Raw genomic sequence first — 22,985 nt, 5'->3', positions numbered from 1 at the left:
CCCGGGATCTTGCATGAAGACAACCCAGGTATTGCCTCGCGCCATATCGGGCGCAACGCACAGATGCGGGGGGGGGGCTACAGCGTCGCCATTGCCGATGAGCGGCGAAGATAGGCGCCGATCGCGTCCGCCGGCATGGGCATGCCCAGGAAATAACCCTGCAGACGGTCGCAACCCTCTTTTCGAAGCCAGACGGCCTGCCCGATCGTCTCGACGCCCTCGGCGGTCACGCGCATGCCGAGACCGTGGGCAAGGGCGATGATCGACCGGACGATCGTCTGGCTCTTTTCGTCGCTCTCCAGATCCTTGATGAAATAGCGGTCGATCTTGATCGTATCGAAGGGGAAGTTCTTGAGGTAGCTGAGCGAAGAATAGAAGGTGCCGAAATCGTCGAGCGAGATCTGGATGCCGAGCACGTTGAGGGTGTTCAGCGTGTCGAGATTGTTGGTCGTGCGTTCAAGCAGCACCGATTCGGTAACTTCCAGCTCCAGCCGGTCGGCCCTCAAGCCCGCCATGTCGATTGCCTGGGCGATCCGGTCCGTCAGGCCCTCGCGCAGGAACTCCGCCGGCGACAGGTTGACGGCGACGGTGAAATGCGACGGCCAGGTGGCAGCCTGCCGGCAGGCCTCCTCCAGGACCCATTGGCCGATCTCGTTCATCAGGCCGTCGGCTTCCGCCATCGGGATGAAGACGTTGGGCGGGATCGTGCCGACCAGCGGATGATGCCAGCGCACCAGCGCCTCGAAGCCGACGATCGAAAATGGCGGCTCGACGAGCGGCTGGTATTCGATTGAAAACTGCTTGTCCTGCAGCGCGGTGCGCAGACTGCGGCGCAGCATCTCGCGCTGTTCCAGCACGATCAGCATGGAACGGCTGAAGGTCTTTGCCCGGCCTCGTCCATCCTTCTTGGCGGCATAGAGCGCAATGTCCGCCGCCTTCATCAGTTGCTCGATGTCGTTTCCGTCGTTCGGCGCAATGGCAATGCCGATGCTGGCGCCGACGAAGACGGAGATGCCATCGATGGTGAAAGGTTCGCTGAACGCCTCGATCAGTGCCTCGGCGAGATACTCGGCGTCCGCCGGCTGGTCGCTTTGACGCTGGATGACGGCGAATTCGTCGCCGGCCAGGCGATAGGCGACTTCGCCGTCGCGAAGGGCGCCGCGAATGCGCTCGGCCGCCATCTTGAGGACGGCGTCGCCGGCGCCGTGGCCCAGCGTGTCGTTGACCGGCTTGAAATCGTCGAGGTCAATCTGCATCAGCGCCAGCTTCTCGCCGGATGTCGGCAGGATACTCTGCAGGTCGTCGCTGAACTGCCGCCGGTTGGGCAGGCCCGTCAGCACGTCGTGGGTCGCCTGGTGCAACAGCAGCGCGCGTTCGCTTTCGCCATGGCTGCCGATCTCGCGGCGGGTCGCGCGGCCGCTCGTTTCGAGCACGCCGATGCCGCGCATGGCGCGAAAGACGAGCAGCGTGCGCCGCGACTTGGTGGCGGCGTCGACCACCTCGACGCTGCGCGGCACGCCGTAAGCGATGACGGATTCCACCGCCGCCTTGGAAACGGGCGCAAGCAGTTCGGGATAGAGATGCCACAGGGTGGCATCGACAAGCGTGCCGACTTCGTAGGTTTCCTGCAGCGCCGGCGAGGCGCTGGTCAGATGAAAGGCCTCGTCATAGAACGAGAGAACCTCGTCCATATGAGCCGCAACGGGATCCTGCACTGAAGCTGAAGCAGACAAGGTTGCATCAGTGTCCGGCATGCTTGCCTTTCCCTCTCTGTTTCGAACGCGCCGGAAGAATATAAAAGCCCGCTCCAGCGGCGCTCCGGTTCGGCTCGTCCTTCTGCAAAGCTACCGCGTCGCCCGCCCGGGTCAATGCCAATAGGCTGCCTGCGATCTTACCTGTGGAAACCTCGCTTCGGAGCATGGCGAGCGCTGCTCGATATCCTTTGCCCCACACGGTTGTATATAAGCTTCCTCTTGTATCATTTGCCATCATTGCATGCAATTTGGGGCGGAACAGCTGTGGGCGTTTCAGCTCCGCCTATACGCATGTCCCATTGTGGGACGCCATATCAGCAAGGGTTTCGGGCGTCTACTGCGGCCGGTCGCGGTTAAGCAAACGGCAGATACGCCCGGGCAACGGGGCCGTTGGGCTCCGTTTAAGTTTCGGTTAACCATAAAGGAAGTTTTCAGGGGATTATGTGGCTTGACCCATCCCGCGATCACCCGGAATTAAGAACCACGGGCGGGTTGGCCACCGGGTTGCCGGTGGCCAATCGCTATTAAGCTCAGTGCGTGCTCAGAATCACGTCGGTCTTCTGGAAGGTCCGGACGTCGATCAGGCCCTTGTCGGAAATCCGCAGTTCCGGAATGACGACGAGCGCAAGCAGCGAGTGCTGCATATAGGCGTTGTTCAGCCGGCAGCCACAGGCGCGCATGGCCTCGACGATGGCGGCCGCTTTCTCGGCGACGATCTCCGCTCGCTGATCCGACATCAGGCCGGCGACGGGCAGCTCGACCAGGGCCAGTTCGCGGCCTTCCTTGATGACGACGATGCCGCCGCCGACCTCGTGCAGGCGGTTGGCGGCCTTGGCCATGTCCGCCTTGTTCGTGCCGACCACGATCATATGGTGGCTGTCATGGGCGACCGTGCTCGCCATGGCGCAATCGCTGTCATAGCCGAAGCCGGAGACGAAGGCGTTGACCACGTCGCCGGTGCCGCGGTGGCGCTCGACGAGCGCGATCTGGCAGACGTCGTTGGCCCGGTCCATCTGCACGAGGCCGTTCTCGATCGCCACCTCGGCCTGAAGCGCCCGCGTCGGCGCCTGGTTCTCGACGACGCCGATGACGTTGACCCGCGCGCGCGTCGCCCGTGCGTTGGATGGGATGTCGAAATCCGCGGCGGCCAGTAACCGGCCAAGGTGGACGGTGTTGCGGGCGCTTTCCGGGTAGACATAGGCCGGGATATCGCGCGCGAGTGTGCCGTCCTCGGCCATCAGCTCGCCGCGGGCAAAGACCATTTCGATCGGCAGCGCGGCGAGGTCCGAGGTGACGATCAGATCTGCCCGGCGACCCGGTGCGATCGAGCCGATTTCGCGCTCCAGGCCGAAATGCTGGGCGGTGTTGAGCGTCGCCATCTGGATCGCGGTCACGGGTTTCAGACCTTGAGCGATCGCATGGCGCACGACGCGGTTCATGTGTCCGTCGTGCACCAGCGTGCCGGAGTGGCTGTCGTCGGTGCAGAGCAGGAAGTTGCGCGGGTCGAGGCCGGATTCGGTGACGGCCTTGATCTGCGCGGCAACGTCGTACCAGGCGGAGCCGAGGCGCAACATGGCGCGCATGCCCTGGCGCACACGGGCGATTGCGTCGTCGACCGTCGTGCCTTCATGGTCGTCGGCCGGTCCGCCGGCGGCATAGGCGTGGAACTCGCGGCCGAGATGCGGCGAGGCATAGTGCCCGCCGACGGTCAGCCGCGCATCCTGGGTGGCGGCGATCTCGGCCATCATCTTCGGATCGTTTCCGGCAACGCCGGGGAAATTCATCATCTCGCCGAGACCGATGACGTTCGGCCAGGCAAGCGCCTCGGCGACATCCTGTGCTGAAAGCTCGGCGCCGGCAGTTTCAAGACCCGGGGCGCTCGGCACGCAGCTTGGTACCTGGACCAGCACGTTGATCGGCAGGCTCTGGGCTTCCTCGTTCATCAGCCGGACGCCGTCGAGGCCGAGCACATTGGCGATTTCGTGCGGGTCGATGAACATGGTGGTGGTGCCGTGCGGAATGACCGCGCGGGCAAATTCGGTGACGGTGACGAGGCCGCTCTCCACATGCATGTGCGCGTCGCAGAGGCCGGGAACGAGATAGCGCCCAGCGGCGTCGACGACCTTGGTGCCTTCGCCGATCGTGTGGCTGGCATCCGGACCGACATAGGCGAAGCGGCCGGCTTTGACGGCGATATCGGTGCCGGGGATGATTTCGCCGGAGTAGACGTTGACCCATTTGCCGTTGCGGATCACGAGATCGGCGGGCTTGCGGCCCATGGCGACGTCGACCAGTTCGGGTGCGGTCTTCGACCAGGATTGAAGCATGACTGTTTCCTTCGGATGGGCGATGTCGGCGCCCTTGCATTAAGGGCGCCGTCGGATTTTCTGGCGGTTACTGGGTCTGGGCGACGAGCGCTGCGGCGAGCAGTGCCACGAACCACATGACCGGTCTTACATCGCCAGCCCGGCCGCAGACCAGCTTGATCAGCACATAGGCGATGATCGCAAGCGACAGGCCGAGCGTGATCGAGAAGGTGAGCGGGATCAATACGATCGCAAGGAAGGCCGGGATCGCCTCGTCGAGCGCGCTCCAGCGGATGTTGCTGATAGGCTCGGACATGAAGAGGCCGGTGAGGATCAGCACCGGTGCGGTTGCAACCGCCGGCACCAGAGAAAGCAGCGGCGACAAAAACAGGAAGGGCACGAAGAGCAGACCCGCGACCAGCGCGACGAGACCGGTGCGTCCACCCTGCTGGATGCCGGCGCCGGATTCGAGATAGACGGTCGCCGGGCTGGTGCCGAGCGGTGCGGAAATCAGTGCCGCGATGGCGTCGACATGCATCGATTCCCGGATGTTGCGGGGCATGCCGTTTTCATCCTTGAGGTCTGCCGCTTCCGCGAGGCCAAGGAAGGTCGAGAGCGCCTCGATGAAGTTGGTGAACAGGAAGACAAAGATGAAGGGCAGGTAGATCAGGTTCAGCGCGCCCAGGAGATCGATCTGGCCGACGAAGCTGAAATCCGGTGCAGCGGAGAAACCGCTCCAGTTGACCAGCGTGTGCACATCCGGCGTCTCCGGCCAAAACGCGCTGCCGTCGCCCCACCAGCGACCGATCGGGATCGAGAGAATAGTGGTGAGGATCATGCCGGCCATCATCGCGCCCGGAACCCGCCGCACCACCAGCGCCACCGTGAGCACGAAGCCGGCGATGAAGGTGAGGGTGACCGGGTTGAACTGCGTGAGACCAACGATCGTGTCGGGGTTGGCGACGATGAACTTGGCGTTTTCCAGGCCGATCAGCGCGATGAAGAGGCCGATACCGCAGGCGATGCCATAGCGCAGATCGACAGGGATCGCCTCGATGATCGTCTGGCGCAGATTGAAGAACGCCATGACGGTAAAGAGCACGCCGGCCCAGAAGACGCAGCCAAGCGCGACCTCGAGCGGCACCTTGGCGCCGACCACCATGGTGTAGGCAAAGAGCGCGTTGATGCCCATGCCCGGCGCCACCAGAATGGGGCTACGCGCATAGAGCCCCATGGCGCAGCTGCCGATGAAGCTGACGAGCACCGTCGCCGTCACGCCGGCCGAAAATGGAATGCCGGCATGCGCCAGGATCGAGGGATTGACGACGATGACGTAGGAGGCGGCGAGGAAGGTGGTGAGTCCTGCGAGGATCTCGGTGCGGACGGTCGAGCCGAGCCGCGAAATCTGGAAGTAGCGGTCGAGCAGCGCTGCGAGCCAGGATGTCTCCGGGCTTGGTGCCGCCTCCACGGACTTGTTCTGATAGTTCATCTTGTTCCCCTTTTTTGAACGAAGAAGGGGGCCGGCATGACCGGCCCCCTTCCAAGGCATCATTCCGCAGCGACGGCGCGCTCGTCCCCGCCGGCGGGCGAAAACGGCGAGATCACCTTCAGCCCGACGCAGTCGACGACACCGAGATCGGTGATCGCATATTCCGGGATCGCCGTGATCTGCAACACGAACATGTACATGAAGGGCCAGGGCAGCGGGCAGCCGAGGGCGCGGGCCGCGTCGTCGAGCTGGTCTTCCAGCGCTGCCATCTCGGCCGGCTCGATGTCGGAAACGATGCCGCCGATCGGCAGGTGCAGGAAGGCCTCGACCTTGCCGTTCCTGACCACGACCTGGCCGCCATTGTTGGCGATCAGGTGGTTGATGGCGATACGCATATCCTCGAGATCGGCGCCGATGCAGATGATGTTGTTGTCATCGGGCGCAGTGGAGCTGGCGATCGCGCCTTGCTTGAGACCGAAGCCCGACGCAAAGGCGACCGGACGGTTGCTCGTCTTGCCGTAGCGTTCGACGACGGTGACGTATTGCACGTCCCGTGCGGGATCTGCGAGCACCTGGCCGTCCTTGACCGCAAGCGTCACGTCGCGGCGAGTGCGCACGAAGATCTTTTCCGGGGTGACGGCGATCGCCATGGCGTCTGCCGTCTCGCCGGCGCCGTGATAGGCGACCTTGAGATCGCCGGGCTGAAGCGGCGCGACCTTCACCGAGTTCAGAAGTGCGACGCTGCGCTGCGGCGGGATCAGTTCGATCGCCATCTTGCCGTTGCGGGCGACGACTTCACCCTTGGCGACGACGGTTTCGATGGTGAAGTTGCGCAGGTCGTCGACGAGCAGGATGTCGGCCGCGCGGCCGGGCGAGATCGAGCCGACCTTGTCGTCGATGCGGAGCGCATCGGCGCCGTTGATCGTCGCCATCTGGATCGCCGCCATCGGCGAAATGCCCATGGCGATCGCCATGCGCACCATGTTGTCGAGATGGCCGCGCTTGAGGATGTCGCTTGCTACCACGTCATCGGTGCAGAAGCTGATGCGGCGCAGTGCCTTAACGCCCATTTCCGTGACGATACGCAGGTTGTCGGCGAGGAAGTGCGAGATCGAGGATTCCCGTACAACGACATGCATGCCGGCGCGCAGCTTTTCGAGCATTTCTTCCGGCGTGTAGCTCTCGTGGTCGGCGCGAACGCCGGACTGCTGGTAGCCGTTGAGCCGCGCGCCACGGGTCATCGGGCAGCAGCCGAGAACCGGCAGGCGGCTCCTTTCAGCGAGTTCGAGCGCCGCGAGCACGTCGGGGTCTTCCTCCTGGATGAATTCGCGCACGGTCTCCCATATGCCGACGCATTCCGGCCAGTGGTGCGTCGCCTGGTGGTCGGCCGGGCTGAAATAGTGGCCGACGGTCGAGCGCGGCATGGTGTAGGGCGTCTTGCACGGCGCGCCCCAGAAGACCTTGAGTGGCGTCTGTTTTGCCTCGTCGAGGAACTCGCGCGCCGCGGCCGGGCCGCCGACGACGATGATCTGGTCGAGGCCGGTGACGATCGAGGTGGTGCCGAGCGGCACGACGGCCTTGGCAAAGCTCGTCAGCGACATCTTCGAGCATTCGACATGCAGATGCCCGTCGATCATGCCGGGTGCCAGGTATTTGCCGGTGGCATCGACGATCCTGGTCTCTGGCCCGATATAGTCGGAGATGTCGCCGACGGCGATGATGCGTTCGCCATAGATCGCGACGTCGGCCTGATAGATCTCTTCCGAAACGACGTTGACTAGGCGACCGCCGCGGATCGCCAACGTTGCCTTGCCGCCGGTGCCCGATGCGGCGCGAATGAATTCTCTGATATCGCTCACTGGAACCTCTTCTCCCTTAGCTCCAGTGAATATTCCCAATTCCCAGTCGTTTACACAATGGGCCGAAATAGGCTATTCTCTGGACATATCGTGCAAGATTTTGGACGAAATATGGATCTCTCGCTCATAGACTGCTTCGTGAAAGTTGCGGATTCCCGTTCGATTTCAGCGGCTTCCAGGCGCCATCGCCTGCCGAAATCAACACTCAGCCACAAGATCCGGCAATTGGAGGATGAGTTCGGCATCGAGCTCTTCGTGCGCGAGGGTCATCAGTTGCATGTGACCGACGCGGGCGCGGAGTTCCTGCGCTACGCCCGGCTCATTCAGTCGAATTGCGACGATGCGGCAACGGCGATGGCGGAGATGCGCCAGGAGGTGGCGGGCACCCTGCGCGTGGGCTCGACCGGCGAGTTCGGCACGACGATCACCTCGGAACTGCTCTATGCCTTTCGCCAGCAATATCCGCAGGTCAATCTCGACGTTGTGTTCCTGTCCTCGCGCCAGCCATTCTCCGACGTCACCGAACAGGCGCTCGACGGTATCTTCCATTGGGGCGAGCCGTCCGATGTCGACTACATCAGCCGCAGACTTTCGGTCTCGTCTTATGGCCTCTTCGCCAGCCCGCACTACATCGCCCGCCATGGCCAGCCGGATAATCCGGATGCGCTTGCCGGCCACCGCGGCCTCGTCTTCCGCCAGCCGACGCGGCTGCAGTCCTGGTATCTGACACAGTCAGGCGAAGACGAGGTGGACCTGCTGCCGACGGCGACCTGCACAACCAACGACTACTGGACGATCAAGTATTTCGCCGTCGCCGGTGAGGGCATCGCCTATCTGCCCGACTTTTTCGTCGAGACCGAGCGGCAAGCCGGCCTGCTGGAGCCGGTGCTATCGGACTGGCGCTCGCCGCAGACGGCGATCAACCTCATCTATTCGCGCCGCCGGCACGTCTCGAAGCGGTTCAAGGCCTTCGTCGACTTCTGCATCGACTTCTACCGCGACCGGGACCGGGTGAAGATCCCGCGCTACTACGTGGAGCGCGTGAGCCTCTAGAGGCGAGGCGAGGCGAGGCGGGGCAGCGCCATGCAGCGGCGTCTCTAGCCCAGCAACGAAGGCAGCGCGCTGGCGCCGTCGACATTGCCGCCACAAAGCAGGATGACGTTGGTCTGGCCGGCGCACCTCGCCGCGATCTGCCGGAAGCCGGCAAGTGCGAGAGCTGCCGCCCCCTCTACCAGCATATGCTCGTCGAGCAGCAGGTCCCGCATTGCGGCCGCGATCTCTGCTTCCGAACAGGTCACGACCTCATCGAGCACGGCCATCGACAATGGGAGGGTCACGCTGTCTTCGTCGAGACCGCCGGCAACGGCATCGGCGAGCGTTTCGAGGTGTTCGGTTTCGACCACCCGGCCGGCCCTTATCGAGGCCGCAAGCGCTGCCGAATTTGCAGCGGACACGCCGATGACGCGAGTATGCGGGCGGAAACTCTTCAGCACCGAGCCGATGCCGCTGATCAGTCCGCCGCCGCCCATGGCGATGAAGACATTGTCAATGCGTTCGGCTTGCTCAAGGAGTTCAAGTGCGATCGTGCCCTGGCCGGCGATGATTTCCGGGTCGTTGTAGGGCGAGACGTAGCCGAGCTTTTCGGTCGCGGCCAGCTGCTGCGCATGCTGTTCGGCAAGCCCGGTTTCGGAACCGTGAAGGACGACCTCGACGCCGTAGGCGCGGATGCGCTCCAGCTTCGCCGGCTTGACAATCTCGGGTAGCACCACCGTCAGCTTCTGGCCGATCGCGCTTGCCGCATGGGCAGCACCGATGCCGTGATTGCCGGAGGAGGCAGTGATCACCTGCTGGTCCCTTGGCAGCGAGGTCATCTTGCTCGCAGCCCCCCGGATCTTGAAGGAGCCGGTCAGCTGCAGGTTTTCCGCCTTTAACAGTACCGTCGAGGCTGTCTGCGGCCCGATCGCGCGCGACGGGATCAGTGGCGTCTCGTAGATGAAGGGGCGGATGCGCTGGCGTGCGCGGACAGCGCGCGCGGCCGTTTCGAAGACGTCTTTGGTCATGCGGTTGTTCCTTGCGAGCGGCCGAGCAAGCCGAGTTCATCGAGCACCGTGCGGGCAATGGCGATGTCCTGCGTCGCGATCCCTGTCAGGTCGGCGATGGTGATGTCGTTGTCCGAACGTCGACCTTCGGCCGCACCGGAAAGGACCGCGCCGAGGGCGACACAGCGTTCCTCCTGGATCACCACGGCCCGAGCCGCTGCAGAAAATTCACCGTGGTCCAGGCATTGCTCGGCGAGATCGACAAAGAGGCGGTCGGCGCGGGCAACGAGGGCAGTTTCGAGCTCCTGCTTGCCGGGTGCGTCCGCGCCCATGGCGGTGATATGGGTGCCAGGCCCGATCCATTCCGATCGGATCAGCGGCTCCTTCGATGGCGTCGTGGTTACGATCGCATCGGACTGGCGGCAGAGCGCTTCGAGATCGGTTGTCGCAGCGATGGGAAGGCCGAGGTCCGCGAGGTCGGCAAGCACGGCGTTCGCCCGTTCCATTGATCGCCCCCAGACCGTGAACCGCAATGGACGATCCGACAGGGAGGCAAGCGCCCGGATCTGGATGCGCGCCTGCGTGCCGGCGCCGACGATCCCGATCGAGCCGGCGTCCTTGCGCCAGAGCGCCGTGGTCGCGATCGCACCGCCGAGACCGGTGCGAAGATCGGTGAGGAGACCCTTGTCGTCGAGCACGGCCACCACGTCGCCGGTCTCCGAGGATACCGCGACCATCATGCCGGTGCTCGACGGCAGTCCCTTGGCCGGATTGTCGTAGAAGCCGGAGGCGATCTTCACGACGAAGATCGGATCGCCTTCGATGTAGCCGTATTTGATGTGGCAATCGGCGTTGCGACCGGGAAGCGGCAGATAGCCGACCGGCGGCAGATTGGCGCGACCGTCGGTGACGGCGATATAGGCGTCGCGGACGGCCGGTGCCGCGAGCGTCAGCAACGGCAGCCGGCCAGTCTTTCTCGATCGATGACGATCATGGCGCGCTCCCCTGGCTCAGATATTTGTAGACGGTCGCCCGGCCCATGCCGAGGATGCGCGAGATGTAGGAGGCGGCATTCTTGCCGCCGAAGGCGCCATCAGCGGAAAGGGCGATCACCAGCGCCTGCTTGTCGTTGCGGCTCAGGCTCGAGACTGTCAGCCCGCGCGCCGCGGTCCATTGCTGGACATATTCGTTGACGCGCTCGTGCCAGTCTTCCTTGAACAGGCTTTCGGGCTTGTCTGCGTCGATGGGAACGCGGACGAGCGCGTTGAGCGTCCTGAGTGCCGCATGAAAGTCGGAGACATCGGCATTGATGCAGAGCACGCCGATCGCCTTGCCGTCCGCGTTTCGCAGCACGGCGCTGATCGCCTTGATCGAGCGTCCGTCCCAATTGACCTTCTCGTAGGGGCCGATGATCGCTTCGCCTTGGCTGAAGCCGATTTCGCTCAGCAGCGAAGCTTCGCCGATCCCGCGCTTGGAGAAGTTGCCAGCGATATGGACGACGGTTTCAGTCGCCAGATCGTGCAGCACGACCTCGGCATAGGGCTGGAACAGCAAGGCGATCGCGTCGCAGACCAGGCAATAGGGGCGGAGTTCTGGGGTCACGGCGTTCCTCTTCCTCGATAGCAATCCATAAATCATGCGTAGACGTAAAAGTCTATATTGGATTTATAGTCTGAATGCCGCTCAAAACGACGACAGCGGCGCGCCGCCCTGGGCTCGCGCGCCGCTGTCCAAGCAGCCGACAGAGAGAGGGATCAGCTAGCTGGTGGCGGTCTTGACGACCTTCGTCCGCCTCCAGCCGGCGACGAGTGGCATCACGGCCATGGCGCCCGCCAGGATCCAGAGAATGATCGAGATCTTGCTCTGGAACAGGATCGAGATATCGCCGCCGCTGATCGCCAGCGCATTGCGCAGGTTCACCTCCATCACATGGCCGAGCACGAAACCGAGGATGATCGGCGCCATGTCGAAGCCGGCCTTTCGAAGCAGCCAGCCGATGATGCCGATGCCGAGCATCAGGAGGATCGAGAACACCGAGGCGTGGGTGGAATAGACGCCGACAACCGACAGCACGAGGATGCCCGGAACCAGCAGCCAGTTCGGTACCGTCAAGACGCGGGCGAAGATGTTGACGAGCGGCAGGTTGAGGAGAAGCAAGAGTACGTTGCCGATGAAGAGCGATGCGACGAGACCGCCGACCACTTCCGGCCGCTCGGTAATCAGCATCGGACCCGGCTGGATGTTGTAGAGCATCAATGCGCCGAGCATGACGGCGGTCGTGCCGGAGCCGGGCACGCCGAGCGTCAGCATCGGTACGAAGGCGCCGCAGGCGGTGGCGTTGTTGGCAGCCTCAGGGGCAGTGAGACCTCGTACGTCGCCCTTGCCGAAGGTGCCTTCGCTGTCGGAGATGCGCTTCTCCGTGGTGTAGGAAACGGCGCTCGAAACCGATGCGCCGGTGCCCGGCAACACGCCAACGATGAAGCCGATGACCGAACCACGCAGCGTGGCACCGATCGATTTGCGGATATCGTCGAGGCGGGCGGTCATGCGGCCGAGTTCGCGGATGACCGTGACGCCGCTTGCCTGGTGTTCGAGGATCAGCAGCGCCTCGGATACCGAGAAGAGACCGATGACCAGCACGACGAATTCGATGCCGTCGCCGAGTTCCGGCTCGTTGAAGGTGAAGCGATAGGCGCCGGAGGTGGCGTCGAGCCCGACAGTCGCAAGCATCAGGCCGAGCGTGCAGCCGATCAGCGTCTTTACCGGCTGGCTACCGACCATGGAACCGAGGGTCGCGAAGGCGAACACCATCAGCACGAAGTATTCGGCCGGGCCGAAGCCGATGGCGAGGCCCGCAAGCAGCGGCGCGAACAGCGCCAGCCCGACGGCGCCGAAGACCCCGCCGACGAAGGAGGAGAGGCCGGAGAGCATCAACGCTTCGCCGGCGCGGCCCTGGCGGGCCATCGGGTTGCCGTCGAGCGCCGTCATGACGGCGCCGGCATCGCCCGGCACGTTCAGAAGGATCGAGGAAATGCGGCCGCCATATTCGGCCCCGCAATAGACGGCGGCGAGCAGGATCATCGTGCTCTCGGCCGGCAGGCCCATCGTATAGGCGATCGGGATCAGCAGCGCGATGCCGTTGATCGGCCCGATCGCCGGCAGGGCGCCGACCAAAGTGCCGATGAAGCAGCCTGCAAGACCGATGAGCAGGTTCTGCAGGGTCAGGGCGACGGTAAAACCGTTCCAGAGATAATCGAGATTCATTGAGATCACTCCATAACCGGCGGATCAGCCAAACAGCCGGCCGGCGGGCAGATAGACGTCGAGCAGGTAGGAAAAGACGAACCACCAGAGGGCGGCTTGCCCGACGCCGCCAATCAGCGCGAGACGCAGCGGCGCGCCGAAGATCCAGCCGACGCCGAAGGTCAGCAGGAAGATCGAGGCGGCGAAGCCGGCGGGCTCCAGAAGCAGTGCCGATGCAAGAAGCAGGAGCGGTACTGCAATGATCTTCACGAGAAGCTGCCCCTGCGGAAAGGCTTCGGTCGTTCCGGGGCTTTTCAAGTAGAAGAGGCAAAGCACCGCGAGGGTGATGGCGAGCAGCACCGGCACGACGCGTGGACCGAGCGGGTCCGAGGCGAAGGCATATTCGATCTGGCTGCCGCCGATGCCATAGGCAATCGCCAGCGCGAGCATCAAGAGCCCGCCGACCCTGCCGATGCGGGAGGATGAGGAAGTGGTGTCTGACATGGTTCTGTTCCAGATGTTTACGCCAGGGAACGGGTCTTCAATCCGGCCGGATGAGACGATCGGCAGGGAGCCCGTAAAGTGGTGGCAAACAAGCGGAGCGGGAGACTGTCCCGCTCCACCGTCCGGCTTACATGCCGGCTTCCTTGGCGATGATCTTGAAGCGTGCCACGTCCGCCTTGACCTGCTGGTCGAAGGCGTCGCCCACCTGGGTGTATTCGTAGAGGCCGCGCGCCTCGCGCTCCTTCACGAATTCCGGCGTTGTGGCGAGCTTGGTGAAGGCATCGGCCCACCATTTGTAGTCGGCGTCGGAGACGTCCTTGCCGACGTAGTAGCCGCGCCAGACCGGCCATTCGATGTCGACGCCCTGTTCCCTGGCGGTCGGCACTTCGGCGAGTTCGCCCGGCAGGCGATCGGGCGCCATGACCGCGAGCACGCGGACCTTGCCGGCCGCATGGTGCTTGGACATTTCCGCCGCATCGCCGGCACCGACCTTGACGTGGCCGCCTTCGAGCGCCGTCAGTACTGCGCCGCCGCCTTCAAGCGCGACGTAGCGCATCTGCTTCGGCTCCTGTCCCGCAGCTTTTGCCAAGAGCGAGCCCTTCATCCAGTCCTGCGAGCCGACAGCGCCGCCGCCGGCGACTGAGAAGTCGGTCGGGCTTGCCTTGTAGGCGGCGATCAGCTCGCCGAGGCTCTTGTAGGGGGAATCCGCGGCGACCACGAGCACGCCGTAGTCGGCGCCGAGCGCGCCGAGCCAGCGCACGGCGTTTTCGTCATATTGCCCGAACTTGCCCTGGGCGATCAGGAGCGCCGAGCCGGAGGAAGCAGCGGTGATCAGGTTGCCGTCGGCGCCGCGCTTGCCGATGACATGGTTATAGGCAACGGCACCGACGCCGCCTTCCATATAGGTAACGGCCATCGGCTTGCCGATGATCTTGGCTTCGAGCAGCGCATTGGCGGCAAGCCGGCAGGTAAGGTCGAAGCCACCGCCGGGCTTGGCGCCGGCCAGGCACTCGGGCTTCGACGGCTCCGCACCGGCGGGCGATGCCACGGCGGCGAAAAAGCCGGCCGCCAGAAGGGTCTTCACAAAGGTTCGGGTCATGGTCTCTCTCCCATCCATGAGTTCTTCTTTCAAAGGCGCTATCGCGCGCCTGCCTCCACCGTGACATCCAGGATCCGGACGGCATCGACCCGCATCGACGGACCGCGTGGCGGCCGCCTGAAAATGCCTCGGCGATGATTGTCCTCCAGACCCTGGCCGCATCTCCCGTTGTGGCGATCAGGCAGTCCTCTTTCCTCCGCGAACCTGTCACCACGCTGTCACGAAAGCGGTCAAATCCGCCGGGTTGATCGGTGAAATCTTCCGTGTCACTGCTTGCCCATGCGCATCTTTCTGGTGGAGGACACGAGGGATGTCGGGGAGGCAATCAGCCGGCGACTGGAAAAGGTCGGGCACACCGTCGATTGGCAGACGGACGGTCAAGCCGCCGCCGACATACTCGAATTTACCGACTATGATCTCGTGATCCTCGACGTCATGTTGCCGGGGCTCGACGGGTTTGAGATCCTGCGCCATCTGCGCGCCCGGAAAAAGACGACGCCGGTGCTGGTGCTGACGGCGCGTTCTGAAATCGAGGACCGGGTCGGCGCGCTGGACCTTGGCGCCGACGACTATCTCGTCAAGCCGTTCGATTTCCGCGAGCTCGAAGCGCGCACGCGCGTGCTCCTGCGCCGCCGCCAGGGCGACCCGACCAACCTCATCGAGTGCGGCGATCTGGTGCTCGACCGCAACAGCCGCTCCGTGCGGGTCGGCAACCGCGAGGTCCAGCTCAAGCGGCGCGAGATCACGCTTCTCGAAGTGCTGGCCGCCCGGCCGGGCCGGGTTTTCAGCAAGGACGAACTGCTCGATCGGCTCTTCGGTTTCGACGAAAACGTCAACCCCAACGCCGTCGAACTCTATGTCGGAAGGCTGCGCAAGAAGATCGAGGGCTCGTCGGTGCGCATCGTCACCATCCGCGGTCTCGGCTATCAACTGGTGGCCGATGAAGCGGCGTGAAACCTCGCTCTTCTGGCGGCTCGTGCTGCGCGTGGCGCTGGTGCTTTGTGGTGGTGCGACGCTGCTTTCCGCCGCCGCCTGGTACTATGCCCGCGCGGCCGCCGACGATGCCTATGACCGGCTGCTCCTCGGGGCGGCGATCCAGATCACCGCGAACATGACTGTGGATGCGGGCAATCTGGGTGTAACGCTTCCGTCGTCGGCCTTCGAGTTGCTTGGCCTTGCCGAGCGCGACCGCATTTTCTATCGCGTGGTTGGCCCCGACGGCCGAACCTTGACCGGCTACGACGATCTCGACATCGGCATAAACGTCACCGCGGCGCGGGCCGGCCCGGTGTTCCTGACGACGGAATATCGCAACGTGCCGGTCCGCGTGGCCGTGGTCTCGCGGGCGCTTTCGGATCCGTCCTTCTCCGGCTGGGCCTATGTGGTCATGGCGCAGACGACCGAAGCGCGGCGCGGGCTTGCCGGGGAATTGACGACCCGCGCCATGATCCTCGTCGGCATCATGAGCCTGCTTGCGCTTGCCGGCACCGTGCTTGCCATCCGCTATTCACTGCTGCCCGTCGATGCCCTTGCCGCGACGCTGCGTGCCCGCGATCCGCAGGATCTGACCCCCGTCGAGGCCGACATGCCCAGGGAGCTCAAGCCTTTCGTCGGGTCGATCAATCACTTCATGGGCCGCCTCGACGAGCGCGTCACCTTGCTTCAGCGCTTCATCGCCGATGCGGCGCATCAGATACGCACGCCGCTGACAGCCCTTTCGGCACAGGTCGACATGCTCGAAGACGACGACCTCGACGTCAACCGCAAGCGGCATCTCGGGCGCGTGCGGGACCGCGTCAGCCAGCTGGCGCGCCTCACCAACCAGTTGCTCAGCCATGCCATGGTCATCCACCGGTCCGATTCCGTGCGCTTCAAGCCCGTCGACCTTGGCGATATCGCCCGGAAGGCTTTCCGCTCGACGGTGCCGATTACAGTCGACCCGGACGTCGTCGTTTCCTTCGAGGACAGTGCCGAGCCGGTCTTCGTGCGCGGCGATGCGGTGAGCCTGCGTGAGGCGATAGCCAATATCATCGACAACGCGCTGCAGCATGGTGTCGAGCAACGGCTGGCCGTGCGCGTGAGGCGCGAGGATGACCGGGCCCTGGTGGAGGTCGCCGACGACGGTCCCGGCATTCCGCCAGCAGAATGGGCGGCGGTCACGACGCGGTTCGTCAGTTCCAAGACGGGAGAGGGAAGCATGGGGCTCGGCTTTGCAATCGCGGCGGAGGTGGCGCTGGCGCATTGCGGCACAGTTCGGTTTCTGGAGAAAGGCGGGCGCGACTTCACGGTCATTCTCGATGTTCCCCTTTATCGGGAGGGAACATGAGGATGTGGCGGCAACTTCGACCGATCGCACTTGTTGCGGTCCTTGGCTTTGCCAGCCCGGCCGGCGCGGTCGAGGGCACGCGGGCGTTCTTTCCGGCGCTCGAAGCCGAGCGCGGCCGGCTTGTCATCAACGGCGCGACCGACATCGAGGCGATGGAGCCGCTGATCCGCGATTTTCAGGAGACGGCGCGCGATGTCGCCATCGATTATACGGACTACGTGACCAACGATCTCTATCGGGACGCCGACATCGCCTGCCGATTGAAGCAGCCTTTCGGTGATCTCCTGCTGTCTTCGTCCGTCGATCAGTTGGTGAAGCTTGCAAACGACGGCTGTGCGCTCGCGCATGTCTCGCCGGAAACCCGCGACGTGCCGGCCTGGGCGAACTGGCGTGACGAGGTCTTCGGCTTTACCTTCGAGCCCTCCGTCATGGTCTACCACAAGGATTTCGTGCCGCCGGAGGATGTGCCGCACACCCATGGAGAGCTCACCGACCTGCTGCGCTTCAAGCCGGACTATTATCGCGGCCGCATCGGCACCTACGACCTGCGCCAGTCCGGTATCGGCTATCTGCTCGCCTTCCTCGATGCCCAGCAGGCCTCGACGACCTACGGCCGCCTGCTTGAGAGCCTCAGCCGCGCCGAAGCCGTGCTGCGCTGCTGCAACAATGCGGTGTTGTCTGAACTCGACAGCGGCAACGTCTATATCGGCTACAACATCCTCGGCTCCTACGCCTATGCCGCGGCGCGACGTAATGGCAAGCTCAGGATTGTGCTGCCGCGCGACTACACGCTGATCCTCAGCCGCGGCGCCCTGGTTCCGACGGGCGCCAAGCGCCCCGAGCTTGCCGGTCGCTTCCTCGATTATCTGCTGTCCGAACGAGGACAGGACGTGGCACGGGAGAAAGCGTTTTTCTTCTCGCGGAGCGGCGCACTGCCGGCCGAGGTCGACGGACCCGAAAAACTGGTGGAGTCCGGGATCGGCCGGCCGATCCGGATCGGCCCGGCCTTGCTTGCCGCGCAGGACCGGCTGCAGCGCTCCCGGTTCATTGACGACTGGACCAAGTTGATCGTCGATACCCCGGTTCGGCTGCGCCCGAATTGAAGGGCGCTGCCTGCGGTCAAAGCAGGCGCCGGGATCGCGCGCGGCCTATCGCTCGCCCTTGCGCCAGGCGCACAGTGCGTGGTCCAGTGACAGACTGCCGGGACCGGAGGTCATCAGCGCGAGCGCCATGGCAGCCCAGGTGATGTGGATCGGCCAGCCGTCCGGTACGGTCAGCTGCACAACAATCGTCATGACCAACAGCCCGAGGGCGGCAAAACGCGTTCCCAGGCCGAAGACAAGCAATATGGGAAGAATGATTTCCGCCGAACCGGCGGCAAAGGCCGTCACGGCGGGAGCCGGATAGGGATAGGGGCCGCCGGGTAGATGCAGCCGGAACTCCGAGCTGAACAGCAGGACCGCCACGTCGTTCAATTGCAGGAACCCGTCCCACTTGCTCATGCCTGACCGAAAGAAGGGAACGGCAAGGCCGAAGCGCAGGACAAGCTGGGAGAGCCAGAGCGGCGCGAGCGCGCCGACGGCTCGGTTCGCCCGACGGGTCCATTGCGACAGATCGGCTGTATGGCCGTTTTGCGAAAATCTGGATGCGGACATCATGGTTTCATCCTCCGTGATGAGTTGCCGTAAAGGCCCCCGCTTCGAGCGCGGTGGCGATTGCGGCTGCGAGATCAAGCGTGGGGCATTGCGTGGCAGCATCCGCAGCAGCCGCGGCGAGGGGGATGCCTGCCAGCAGCCGCGAAAGCAGAAGATCGGCGCCGGGCGCGAGACGGCGAACGATGACCTCCAGGTCGGGGCGGGTGATCAGCGCGCTCTCCGCATCAGCCGTTTCGACACGCCCCACCGGCCCGCTCTCGCGGTTGACGGCAAAGATCGTGACGGCCGGATAATCGGAACGGACAAGCCTGGTCGCCGGATGCGGATCGAAGACGACGCCGCCGAGCTGCTCGGGCGCAATCAGGGAAAGTGCAGAAGGCGGAAGCGCCGGGGCGTCGGCGGCGTGATAGGCGTCGAGCCAGGCCCGTTCGATCCTTGCTACATCGGCAAGCCATGGCATGGATTGGGCATATTCGTAGCGGGCAATGAAACCCGGAAAGTCGCGGCCATATTCGAAGAGCAGCGGCGAGACTGGCGGTGTTTCGCGCACGTGAAAGCGGGCCATGGCGCGAAAGAAAGCTTCGCCGGTAATGCGTTCGGTCGCCGGGAAGGTCGCCGCCAGCGCTTCGATCAGGCTGACGGTGACGTTGTTGCGGTAGACATTGAAGCGCTTCACCGCCGCCTTGCCGTTCGGGCCGGCGACCAGAGCCGGCGTCGGCCGGTCAGGTGCGAGCAGCGGCGGCACGAAACCGGCGGCATAATTGCCGATGCGGTCAAGAGGCATGGGGAGCATGCCTTCAGGCGCGGACACGGATATTCTCCCGCGGCATCCGCTGCCCGTAGGCATCGAGGATCGTCTGCGCCGCAGTGGCCTCGCGTTTCAAGACCGGCCAGTCCGGAATGGCACTGTCCCACTCGATCAGCGTCGGGATGGCGCCGACGCGGGCGATGACGATGTCGTAGAGTTTCCAGACGGCGTCGGCAACCGGCCCGTCATGGCTGTCGATCAGGAGCAGGTCGCCTTCGTCGTCTTGCTGCTCCGCATGCCCGGCAAGGTGGATTTCTCCGACATGTTCAAGTGGGAAGTCATCGAGATAGGCAAGCGCCGAATAGCCCTGGTTGGTGGCGGAAACGAAGACATTGTTGATGTCGAGCAGCAGCCCGCAGCCGGTGCGCTTCACCAGTTCTCGGATGAATACCGTTTCGCTCATCGTCGAATCCTGGAAGGTGACGTAGGTCGACGGGTTTTCGAGCAGCAGCCGGCGGCCGATCGCGTCCTGGACCTCGTCGATATGATCGGATACGCGGGCAACGGTGGCCTCGGTGTAGGGCAGCGGCAAGAGATCGTTGTAGAAGGTGGTCTCGTGGGTCGACCAGGCGAGATGCTCGGAGACGAGGGCCGGTTCATAGCGGTCGACCAGTGCCTTGAACCGGCCCAGGTGCGCTCTGTCGAGTGGCTGTGGGCCGCCGATCGACATGCAGACACCATGCAGAGACACCGGAAAATCCTGGCGAATGCGGGCGAGCGCCGCATGCGGCGGTCCGCCGGCACCCATGTAGTTCTCCGCATGAATTTCGAAGAAGCCGCCGCAGGCATCATCGGCAAGGATCGCCTGGAGGTGCTGATGCTTGAAGCTCGTTCCGGCGAGCCCGGCGATTTCGTGTTTCGGCAGGTGAGGACCTACCGGGGCAAGTCTGCTGCCGTCGTCCGTTGATGTGCGCATTGCCAATCCCGTCATAATCCTGAGACCCTGGATGGCGGGTGGGAACGTCCCTGGACCGCTACCCTTGAAAACCGAGGCGGAACGGGACGCGATCGCCCCGCGTCCCGTTCCTGAATTGCGATCGATCAGGACGGCATGTCGCGCGAAAGCGCCTCGGGCGAACCCATGCGGCCGTCGGGCAGTTTCATCGTCGTGCAGGTGCCGCCGTCGACGAATTTCCAGGCATTGCCCTGATAGTCGACGGTGGATGTTGCCTGGCACGTCGTGCCCGGGCCGGCGGCGCAATCGTTCTGGCCCTTGAGCGCGACGCCGAAGCATTTCTCCTTGCCGGCATCCATGGCGGACTTGACCTGCGCTTCAGTCAGCGGGCTCGCAACCGCGAGCGACGACAGGGCGGCGGCAACCGCGCTTGCCAGCATTGCGCTGCTGATCGTGGACTTTATGGACATCATATTATCTCCGTGTTGAACTGTTCCCGTGCGTCCTGTCTGAGGCGCACATCGGGTCTTTCGCCGCGGCGACACCGGGCGTTACATAACGTTGGCAACACGCTTTCGTGATGGGCTCGCGAGGTCGGTCTGAGCAGACAGCGGCCGCGAATTTGAGATAGCCGTGTAACAAACGCCGGGAATCGGCGAATGGGGAGGAAAGGCGCGGGTGAGCGGCGCGGACGACGAACATCTCGCAAGACTTCTCCGCGCGGCTGTGGCCGGCGACGAAAAGGCCTATGCCGACTTCCTGCGGGACGCAGCACAGGCGATCCGTGGCTGGGCCCGGCGCTGGACCATCGGCGGAGGCGTCGATGCCGAGGACGTTGTGCAAGAGGCGCTGCTGGCAGCGCACGTCAAGCGCCACACCTGGCGGGAGGATGCGCCTGTCATCCCGTGGCTGCACTCCATTGCCAGGCACAAATACGTCGATGCCGTGCGTCGTCAGGCTCGCCGCCCGACGGTCGGCATCGAGGGGCTTGAAGACACGCTGGCAAGCGTCGAGACGGAAAAGGCCAGGGATTGGGAAATCGGCCGGGCGCTGGAAGGGCTGGCACCTGGGCAGCGCTCAGTGGTCAACGCGATTTCGATCGAGGGTTTCACGGTGGCTGAGACGGCGCAGAAACTGGACATGAATGAAACGGCGGTTCGGGTGGCGCTTCACCGAGGCCTTGCTGCAATCGCCCGCCGATTTGGACGAAACTGACCATGGACACGAACGACCTCATCAAGGCTCTCGCAGCGGACAATCGGCGACCCGGCCTGCCGATGAACACCGTATGGTCCGGCGTCGCCATCGGCGCACTCGTCCTTGCCGGTGTCGTGTTCTCGATCCTGCTCGGGCCGCGGCCGGATATCGCCGCTGCCGCCGAGACGGTGCGGTTCCTGTTCAAATTCGTGGTCACGATCGCGCTCGCCGCGGCCGCTTTTGCGGCCATGCGCGTTGCCGCATGGCCCGACGCGGATCCGCGCAAGCTGATGCCCTACCTTGCCGTCGCGCCGGCGCTCGTTGTCGGCGGTGTGTTGCTCGAGCTTCTTGCAGTGCCATCCGGTAGCTGGGTGACGAAACTCGTTGGAACCAACTATTTGGTCTGCATGACCTTCATTCCGCTGATCGGCCTTGCGCCCTTGGCGCTGTTCCTTCTCGCACTGCGCCATGGCGCCCCGTCGCGTCCCGGGCTTGCAGGCGCCCTGGCAGGGCTCGCGGCCGGCGGCATCGCCGCGACCTTCTACGCGGCCCACTGCCCGGACGATTCACCGCTTTTCGTCGCGACCTGGTACACGATCGCGGTCCTCATGCTGACGGTGCTTGGGGCGTTGGCGGGCCGCTGGGCGCTTCGCTGGTAGGGCCGGCCATATGAGCCTTCGCCGGCGTTCAAAACAAAAAAGGCCGGCAATGCCGACCTTTTCCCGCTCGCTGCGTCACACTGCCAGTACATCCGTGGTCAGCGTTTGCGCGCGAACTACGCCCGGAGCCTTCGGTTGATCATGTCCGTCAGGCTCCACGGGCAATTTCTTGATGACTATGTGTGGTGCCGCACCAAAGGTTTCAAGCCCCTGGCAAGAGATCGCCGCGGGCTTCCATCGCTTCGGCCCTTGCACTAGCAATGAATGCTGACGCCGTGTTCGCGCAGTAGGGAGACGAGACGCTCCTCCGGCAATTCATTGGTTACCAGCGCATCGATATCGGCAAGCGAAGCCAGACGCACCAGCGCACGCCGGCCAAACTTGCTGCTGTCGACGGCGAGGATCACCCGCTCGGCCTGGCGCATCGCGGCCGAGACGGCGGCGACTTCGGCATGGTCGTCGTCGCCGATATCGCCGTCCTGATCGATGCCGCTGACCGAGATGACGGCGACGTCGAATTTGAACTTGCGGATATAGTCGGCGGTCTCCTCGCGAAACACGCCGGCATCCACTTGCCGCACGAAGCCGCCGGGCACCGCGACGGCAAAGCTGCTGCTTTCGCTGAGCGTGGTTGCGACGCGCAGACTGTAGGTGACGACACGAAGATCGCGGCGCTTGAGCAGTCCGCGCGCCACCGCTTCGCAGGTCGTGCCGGTGTCGAGGAAGACGGCAGCGCCGTCGGCAACAAGCTCGGCGGTCAGTTGCCCGATGCGTTCCTTCACCTCCGCGTTGTCGATGCGCCGCTGGCGGTAGATGTTGGGATCAACCGGGGTCGCAATGGTCGCGCCGCCGTGCAGGCGCCGCACCTTGCCCTCCTGTTCGAGCGCCATGATATCGCGCCGTGCCGTCTGGTTGGTGACGCCGAACAGGCCGGTGATCTCCTCGATCGAGATATAGTGGTTCTTCTCGAGGTGGCTGAGAAGCTGCGCCTGCCGGCGCGTCTTCTTGTCCCCATCCGAAATATCCCGATCGTCCATCACCCTCATCCTGATTGCCCCTCAGCACGCTTTGCTACCATAGGACCGACGCCGATCTCCAAGGAAATCAGCGCAGCATCTATGGGCCGCGCGAAATTTTATGGCGCCCCATGAA

21 protein-coding genes are annotated in these 22,985 nt (G+C 64.1%); 6 read left to right on the top strand and 15 right to left on the bottom strand.

Annotation, left to right across the window (positions count from 1 at the left end):
- Positions 1 to 77 precede the first annotated feature (77 nt).
- The 4 genes from ASD63_RS09950 to ASD63_RS09935 all read right to left on the bottom strand — a co-directional run bounded on the left by ASD63_RS09950 (position 78) and on the right by ASD63_RS09935 (position 7,408).
- Entirely contained in the window at positions 78 to 1,754 is a 1,677-nt protein-coding gene (locus ASD63_RS09950; RefSeq protein ID WP_034790258.1) for an EAL domain-containing protein, read from the bottom strand.
- Between the two features lie 530 nt (positions 1,755 to 2,284).
- Positions 2,285 to 4,081 carry an adenine deaminase gene (gene ade / locus ASD63_RS09945; protein ID WP_060529157.1) on the bottom strand — a complete coding sequence of 599 codons (1,797 nt, stop codon included), beginning with the start codon at positions 4,079 to 4,081 and terminating at the stop codon, positions 2,285 to 2,287.
- A 67-nt stretch (positions 4,082 to 4,148) separates the two neighbouring features.
- On the bottom strand, positions 4,149 to 5,549 hold the full coding sequence (locus ASD63_RS09940; RefSeq protein WP_060520030.1) for an NCS2 family permease: 1,401 nt from the start codon (positions 5,547 to 5,549) through the stop codon (positions 4,149 to 4,151).
- Between the two features lie 59 nt (positions 5,550 to 5,608).
- Positions 5,609 to 7,408, bottom strand: a complete 1,800-nt coding sequence (locus ASD63_RS09935; protein ID WP_060529156.1) for an adenine deaminase — start codon at positions 7,406 to 7,408, stop codon at positions 5,609 to 5,611.
- Between the two features lie 111 nt (positions 7,409 to 7,519).
- On the opposite strand from ASD63_RS09935, the gene ASD63_RS09930 reads away from it, so the two are divergent.
- Complete coding sequence (locus ASD63_RS09930; RefSeq protein ID WP_034790247.1) at positions 7,520 to 8,461, top strand: LysR family transcriptional regulator; 942 nt, start codon at positions 7,520 to 7,522, stop codon at positions 8,459 to 8,461.
- 44 nt (positions 8,462 to 8,505) lie between these two features.
- Here the strand turns inward: ASD63_RS09930 and ASD63_RS09925 are convergent, their stop codons facing one another.
- The 6 genes from ASD63_RS09925 to ASD63_RS09900 form a co-directional block, all read right to left on the bottom strand.
- On the bottom strand, positions 8,506 to 9,468 hold the full coding sequence (locus ASD63_RS09925) for a pyridoxal-phosphate dependent enzyme (protein ID WP_060529155.1): 963 nt from the start codon (positions 9,466 to 9,468) through the stop codon (positions 8,506 to 8,508).
- Positions 9,465 to 10,403 (bottom strand): hypothetical protein, encoded by a 939-nt coding sequence (locus ASD63_RS09920; protein ID WP_060529154.1) that lies wholly within the window; start codon positions 10,401 to 10,403, stop codon positions 9,465 to 9,467. The genes ASD63_RS09925 and ASD63_RS09920 overlap by 4 nt, the downstream gene beginning before the upstream one ends.
- 34 nt (positions 10,404 to 10,437) lie before the next feature.
- Complete coding sequence (locus tag ASD63_RS09915) at positions 10,438 to 11,049, bottom strand: PAS domain-containing protein (protein WP_234824511.1); 612 nt, start codon at positions 11,047 to 11,049, stop codon at positions 10,438 to 10,440.
- A gap of 156 nt (positions 11,050 to 11,205) precedes the next feature.
- A complete protein-coding gene (locus ASD63_RS09910) occupies positions 11,206 to 12,711 on the bottom strand; it encodes a tripartite tricarboxylate transporter permease (RefSeq protein ID WP_060529152.1) in 1,506 nt (501 codons plus the stop codon).
- Between the two features lie 24 nt (positions 12,712 to 12,735).
- Positions 12,736 to 13,194 carry a tripartite tricarboxylate transporter TctB family protein gene (locus ASD63_RS09905; protein WP_060519980.1) on the bottom strand — a complete coding sequence of 153 codons (459 nt, stop codon included), beginning with the start codon at positions 13,192 to 13,194 and terminating at the stop codon, positions 12,736 to 12,738.
- A gap of 127 nt (positions 13,195 to 13,321) precedes the next feature.
- Complete coding sequence (locus ASD63_RS09900; protein ID WP_060529151.1) at positions 13,322 to 14,293, bottom strand: tripartite tricarboxylate transporter substrate-binding protein; 972 nt, start codon at positions 14,291 to 14,293, stop codon at positions 13,322 to 13,324.
- A gap of 279 nt (positions 14,294 to 14,572) precedes the next feature.
- Here ASD63_RS09900 and ASD63_RS09895 point away from each other — a divergent pair, with 279 nt between their 5' ends.
- The 3 genes from ASD63_RS09895 to ASD63_RS09885 are packed head-to-tail and all read left to right on the top strand — an operon-like array spanning position 14,573 to position 17,722.
- Positions 14,573 to 15,247, top strand: a complete 675-nt coding sequence (locus tag ASD63_RS09895; protein WP_034790222.1) for a response regulator transcription factor — start codon at positions 14,573 to 14,575, stop codon at positions 15,245 to 15,247.
- Positions 15,234 to 16,619 (top strand): sensor histidine kinase, encoded by a 1,386-nt coding sequence (locus ASD63_RS09890; protein WP_060529150.1) that lies wholly within the window; start codon positions 15,234 to 15,236, stop codon positions 16,617 to 16,619. The genes ASD63_RS09895 and ASD63_RS09890 overlap by 14 nt, the downstream gene beginning before the upstream one ends.
- A gap of 2 nt (positions 16,620 to 16,621) precedes the next feature.
- Positions 16,622 to 17,722 carry an ABC transporter substrate-binding protein gene (locus ASD63_RS09885; protein ID WP_089043657.1) on the top strand — a complete coding sequence of 367 codons (1,101 nt, stop codon included), beginning with the start codon at positions 16,622 to 16,624 and terminating at the stop codon, positions 17,720 to 17,722.
- A 45-nt stretch (positions 17,723 to 17,767) separates the two neighbouring features.
- On the opposite strand, the gene ASD63_RS09880 is transcribed toward ASD63_RS09885, so the two are convergent.
- The 4 genes from ASD63_RS09880 to ASD63_RS09865 all read right to left on the bottom strand — a co-directional run bounded on the left by ASD63_RS09880 (position 17,768) and on the right by ASD63_RS09865 (position 20,447).
- Positions 17,768 to 18,274 (bottom strand): DoxX family protein, encoded by a 507-nt coding sequence (locus ASD63_RS09880; protein ID WP_089043812.1) that lies wholly within the window; start codon positions 18,272 to 18,274, stop codon positions 17,768 to 17,770.
- A 7-nt stretch (positions 18,275 to 18,281) separates the two neighbouring features.
- A complete protein-coding gene (locus tag ASD63_RS09875) occupies positions 18,282 to 19,067 on the bottom strand; it encodes a DNA-binding domain-containing protein (RefSeq protein WP_112975351.1) in 786 nt (261 codons plus the stop codon).
- Positions 19,068 to 19,071: 4 nt separating this feature from the next.
- Positions 19,072 to 19,998 carry a DUF692 domain-containing protein gene (locus tag ASD63_RS09870; RefSeq protein ID WP_082572834.1) on the bottom strand — a complete coding sequence of 309 codons (927 nt, stop codon included), beginning with the start codon at positions 19,996 to 19,998 and terminating at the stop codon, positions 19,072 to 19,074.
- A gap of 125 nt (positions 19,999 to 20,123) precedes the next feature.
- Positions 20,124 to 20,447, bottom strand: coding sequence for a DUF2282 domain-containing protein (locus tag ASD63_RS09865; RefSeq protein ID WP_060529173.1), 324 nt, complete (start codon positions 20,445 to 20,447; stop codon positions 20,124 to 20,126).
- Positions 20,448 to 20,655: 208 nt separating this feature from the next.
- Here ASD63_RS09865 and ASD63_RS09860 point away from each other — a divergent pair, with 208 nt between their 5' ends.
- Together ASD63_RS09860 and ASD63_RS09855 are read left to right on the top strand one after the other, a co-directional pair.
- Positions 20,656 to 21,192 (top strand): sigma-70 family RNA polymerase sigma factor, encoded by a 537-nt coding sequence (locus ASD63_RS09860; protein ID WP_060529148.1) that lies wholly within the window; start codon positions 20,656 to 20,658, stop codon positions 21,190 to 21,192.
- A gap of 2 nt (positions 21,193 to 21,194) precedes the next feature.
- On the top strand, positions 21,195 to 21,833 hold the full coding sequence (locus ASD63_RS09855) for an NrsF family protein (protein WP_060529147.1): 639 nt from the start codon (positions 21,195 to 21,197) through the stop codon (positions 21,831 to 21,833).
- Between the two features lie 254 nt (positions 21,834 to 22,087).
- Here ASD63_RS09855 and ASD63_RS09850 read toward each other — a convergent pair whose 3' ends face one another.
- Positions 22,088 to 22,879, bottom strand: a complete 792-nt coding sequence (locus ASD63_RS09850; protein WP_060529146.1) for a DeoR/GlpR family DNA-binding transcription regulator — start codon at positions 22,877 to 22,879, stop codon at positions 22,088 to 22,090.
- Positions 22,880 to 22,985 lie beyond the last annotated feature (106 nt).

The organism is Ensifer sp. Root558 (genome assembly GCF_001427045.1).
Lineage (GTDB): Bacteria > Pseudomonadota > Alphaproteobacteria > Rhizobiales > Rhizobiaceae > Ensifer > Ensifer adhaerens.
Note: the sequence above shows the minus strand (reverse complement) of the source record. Positions and strands in the feature narration are given on the sequence as shown.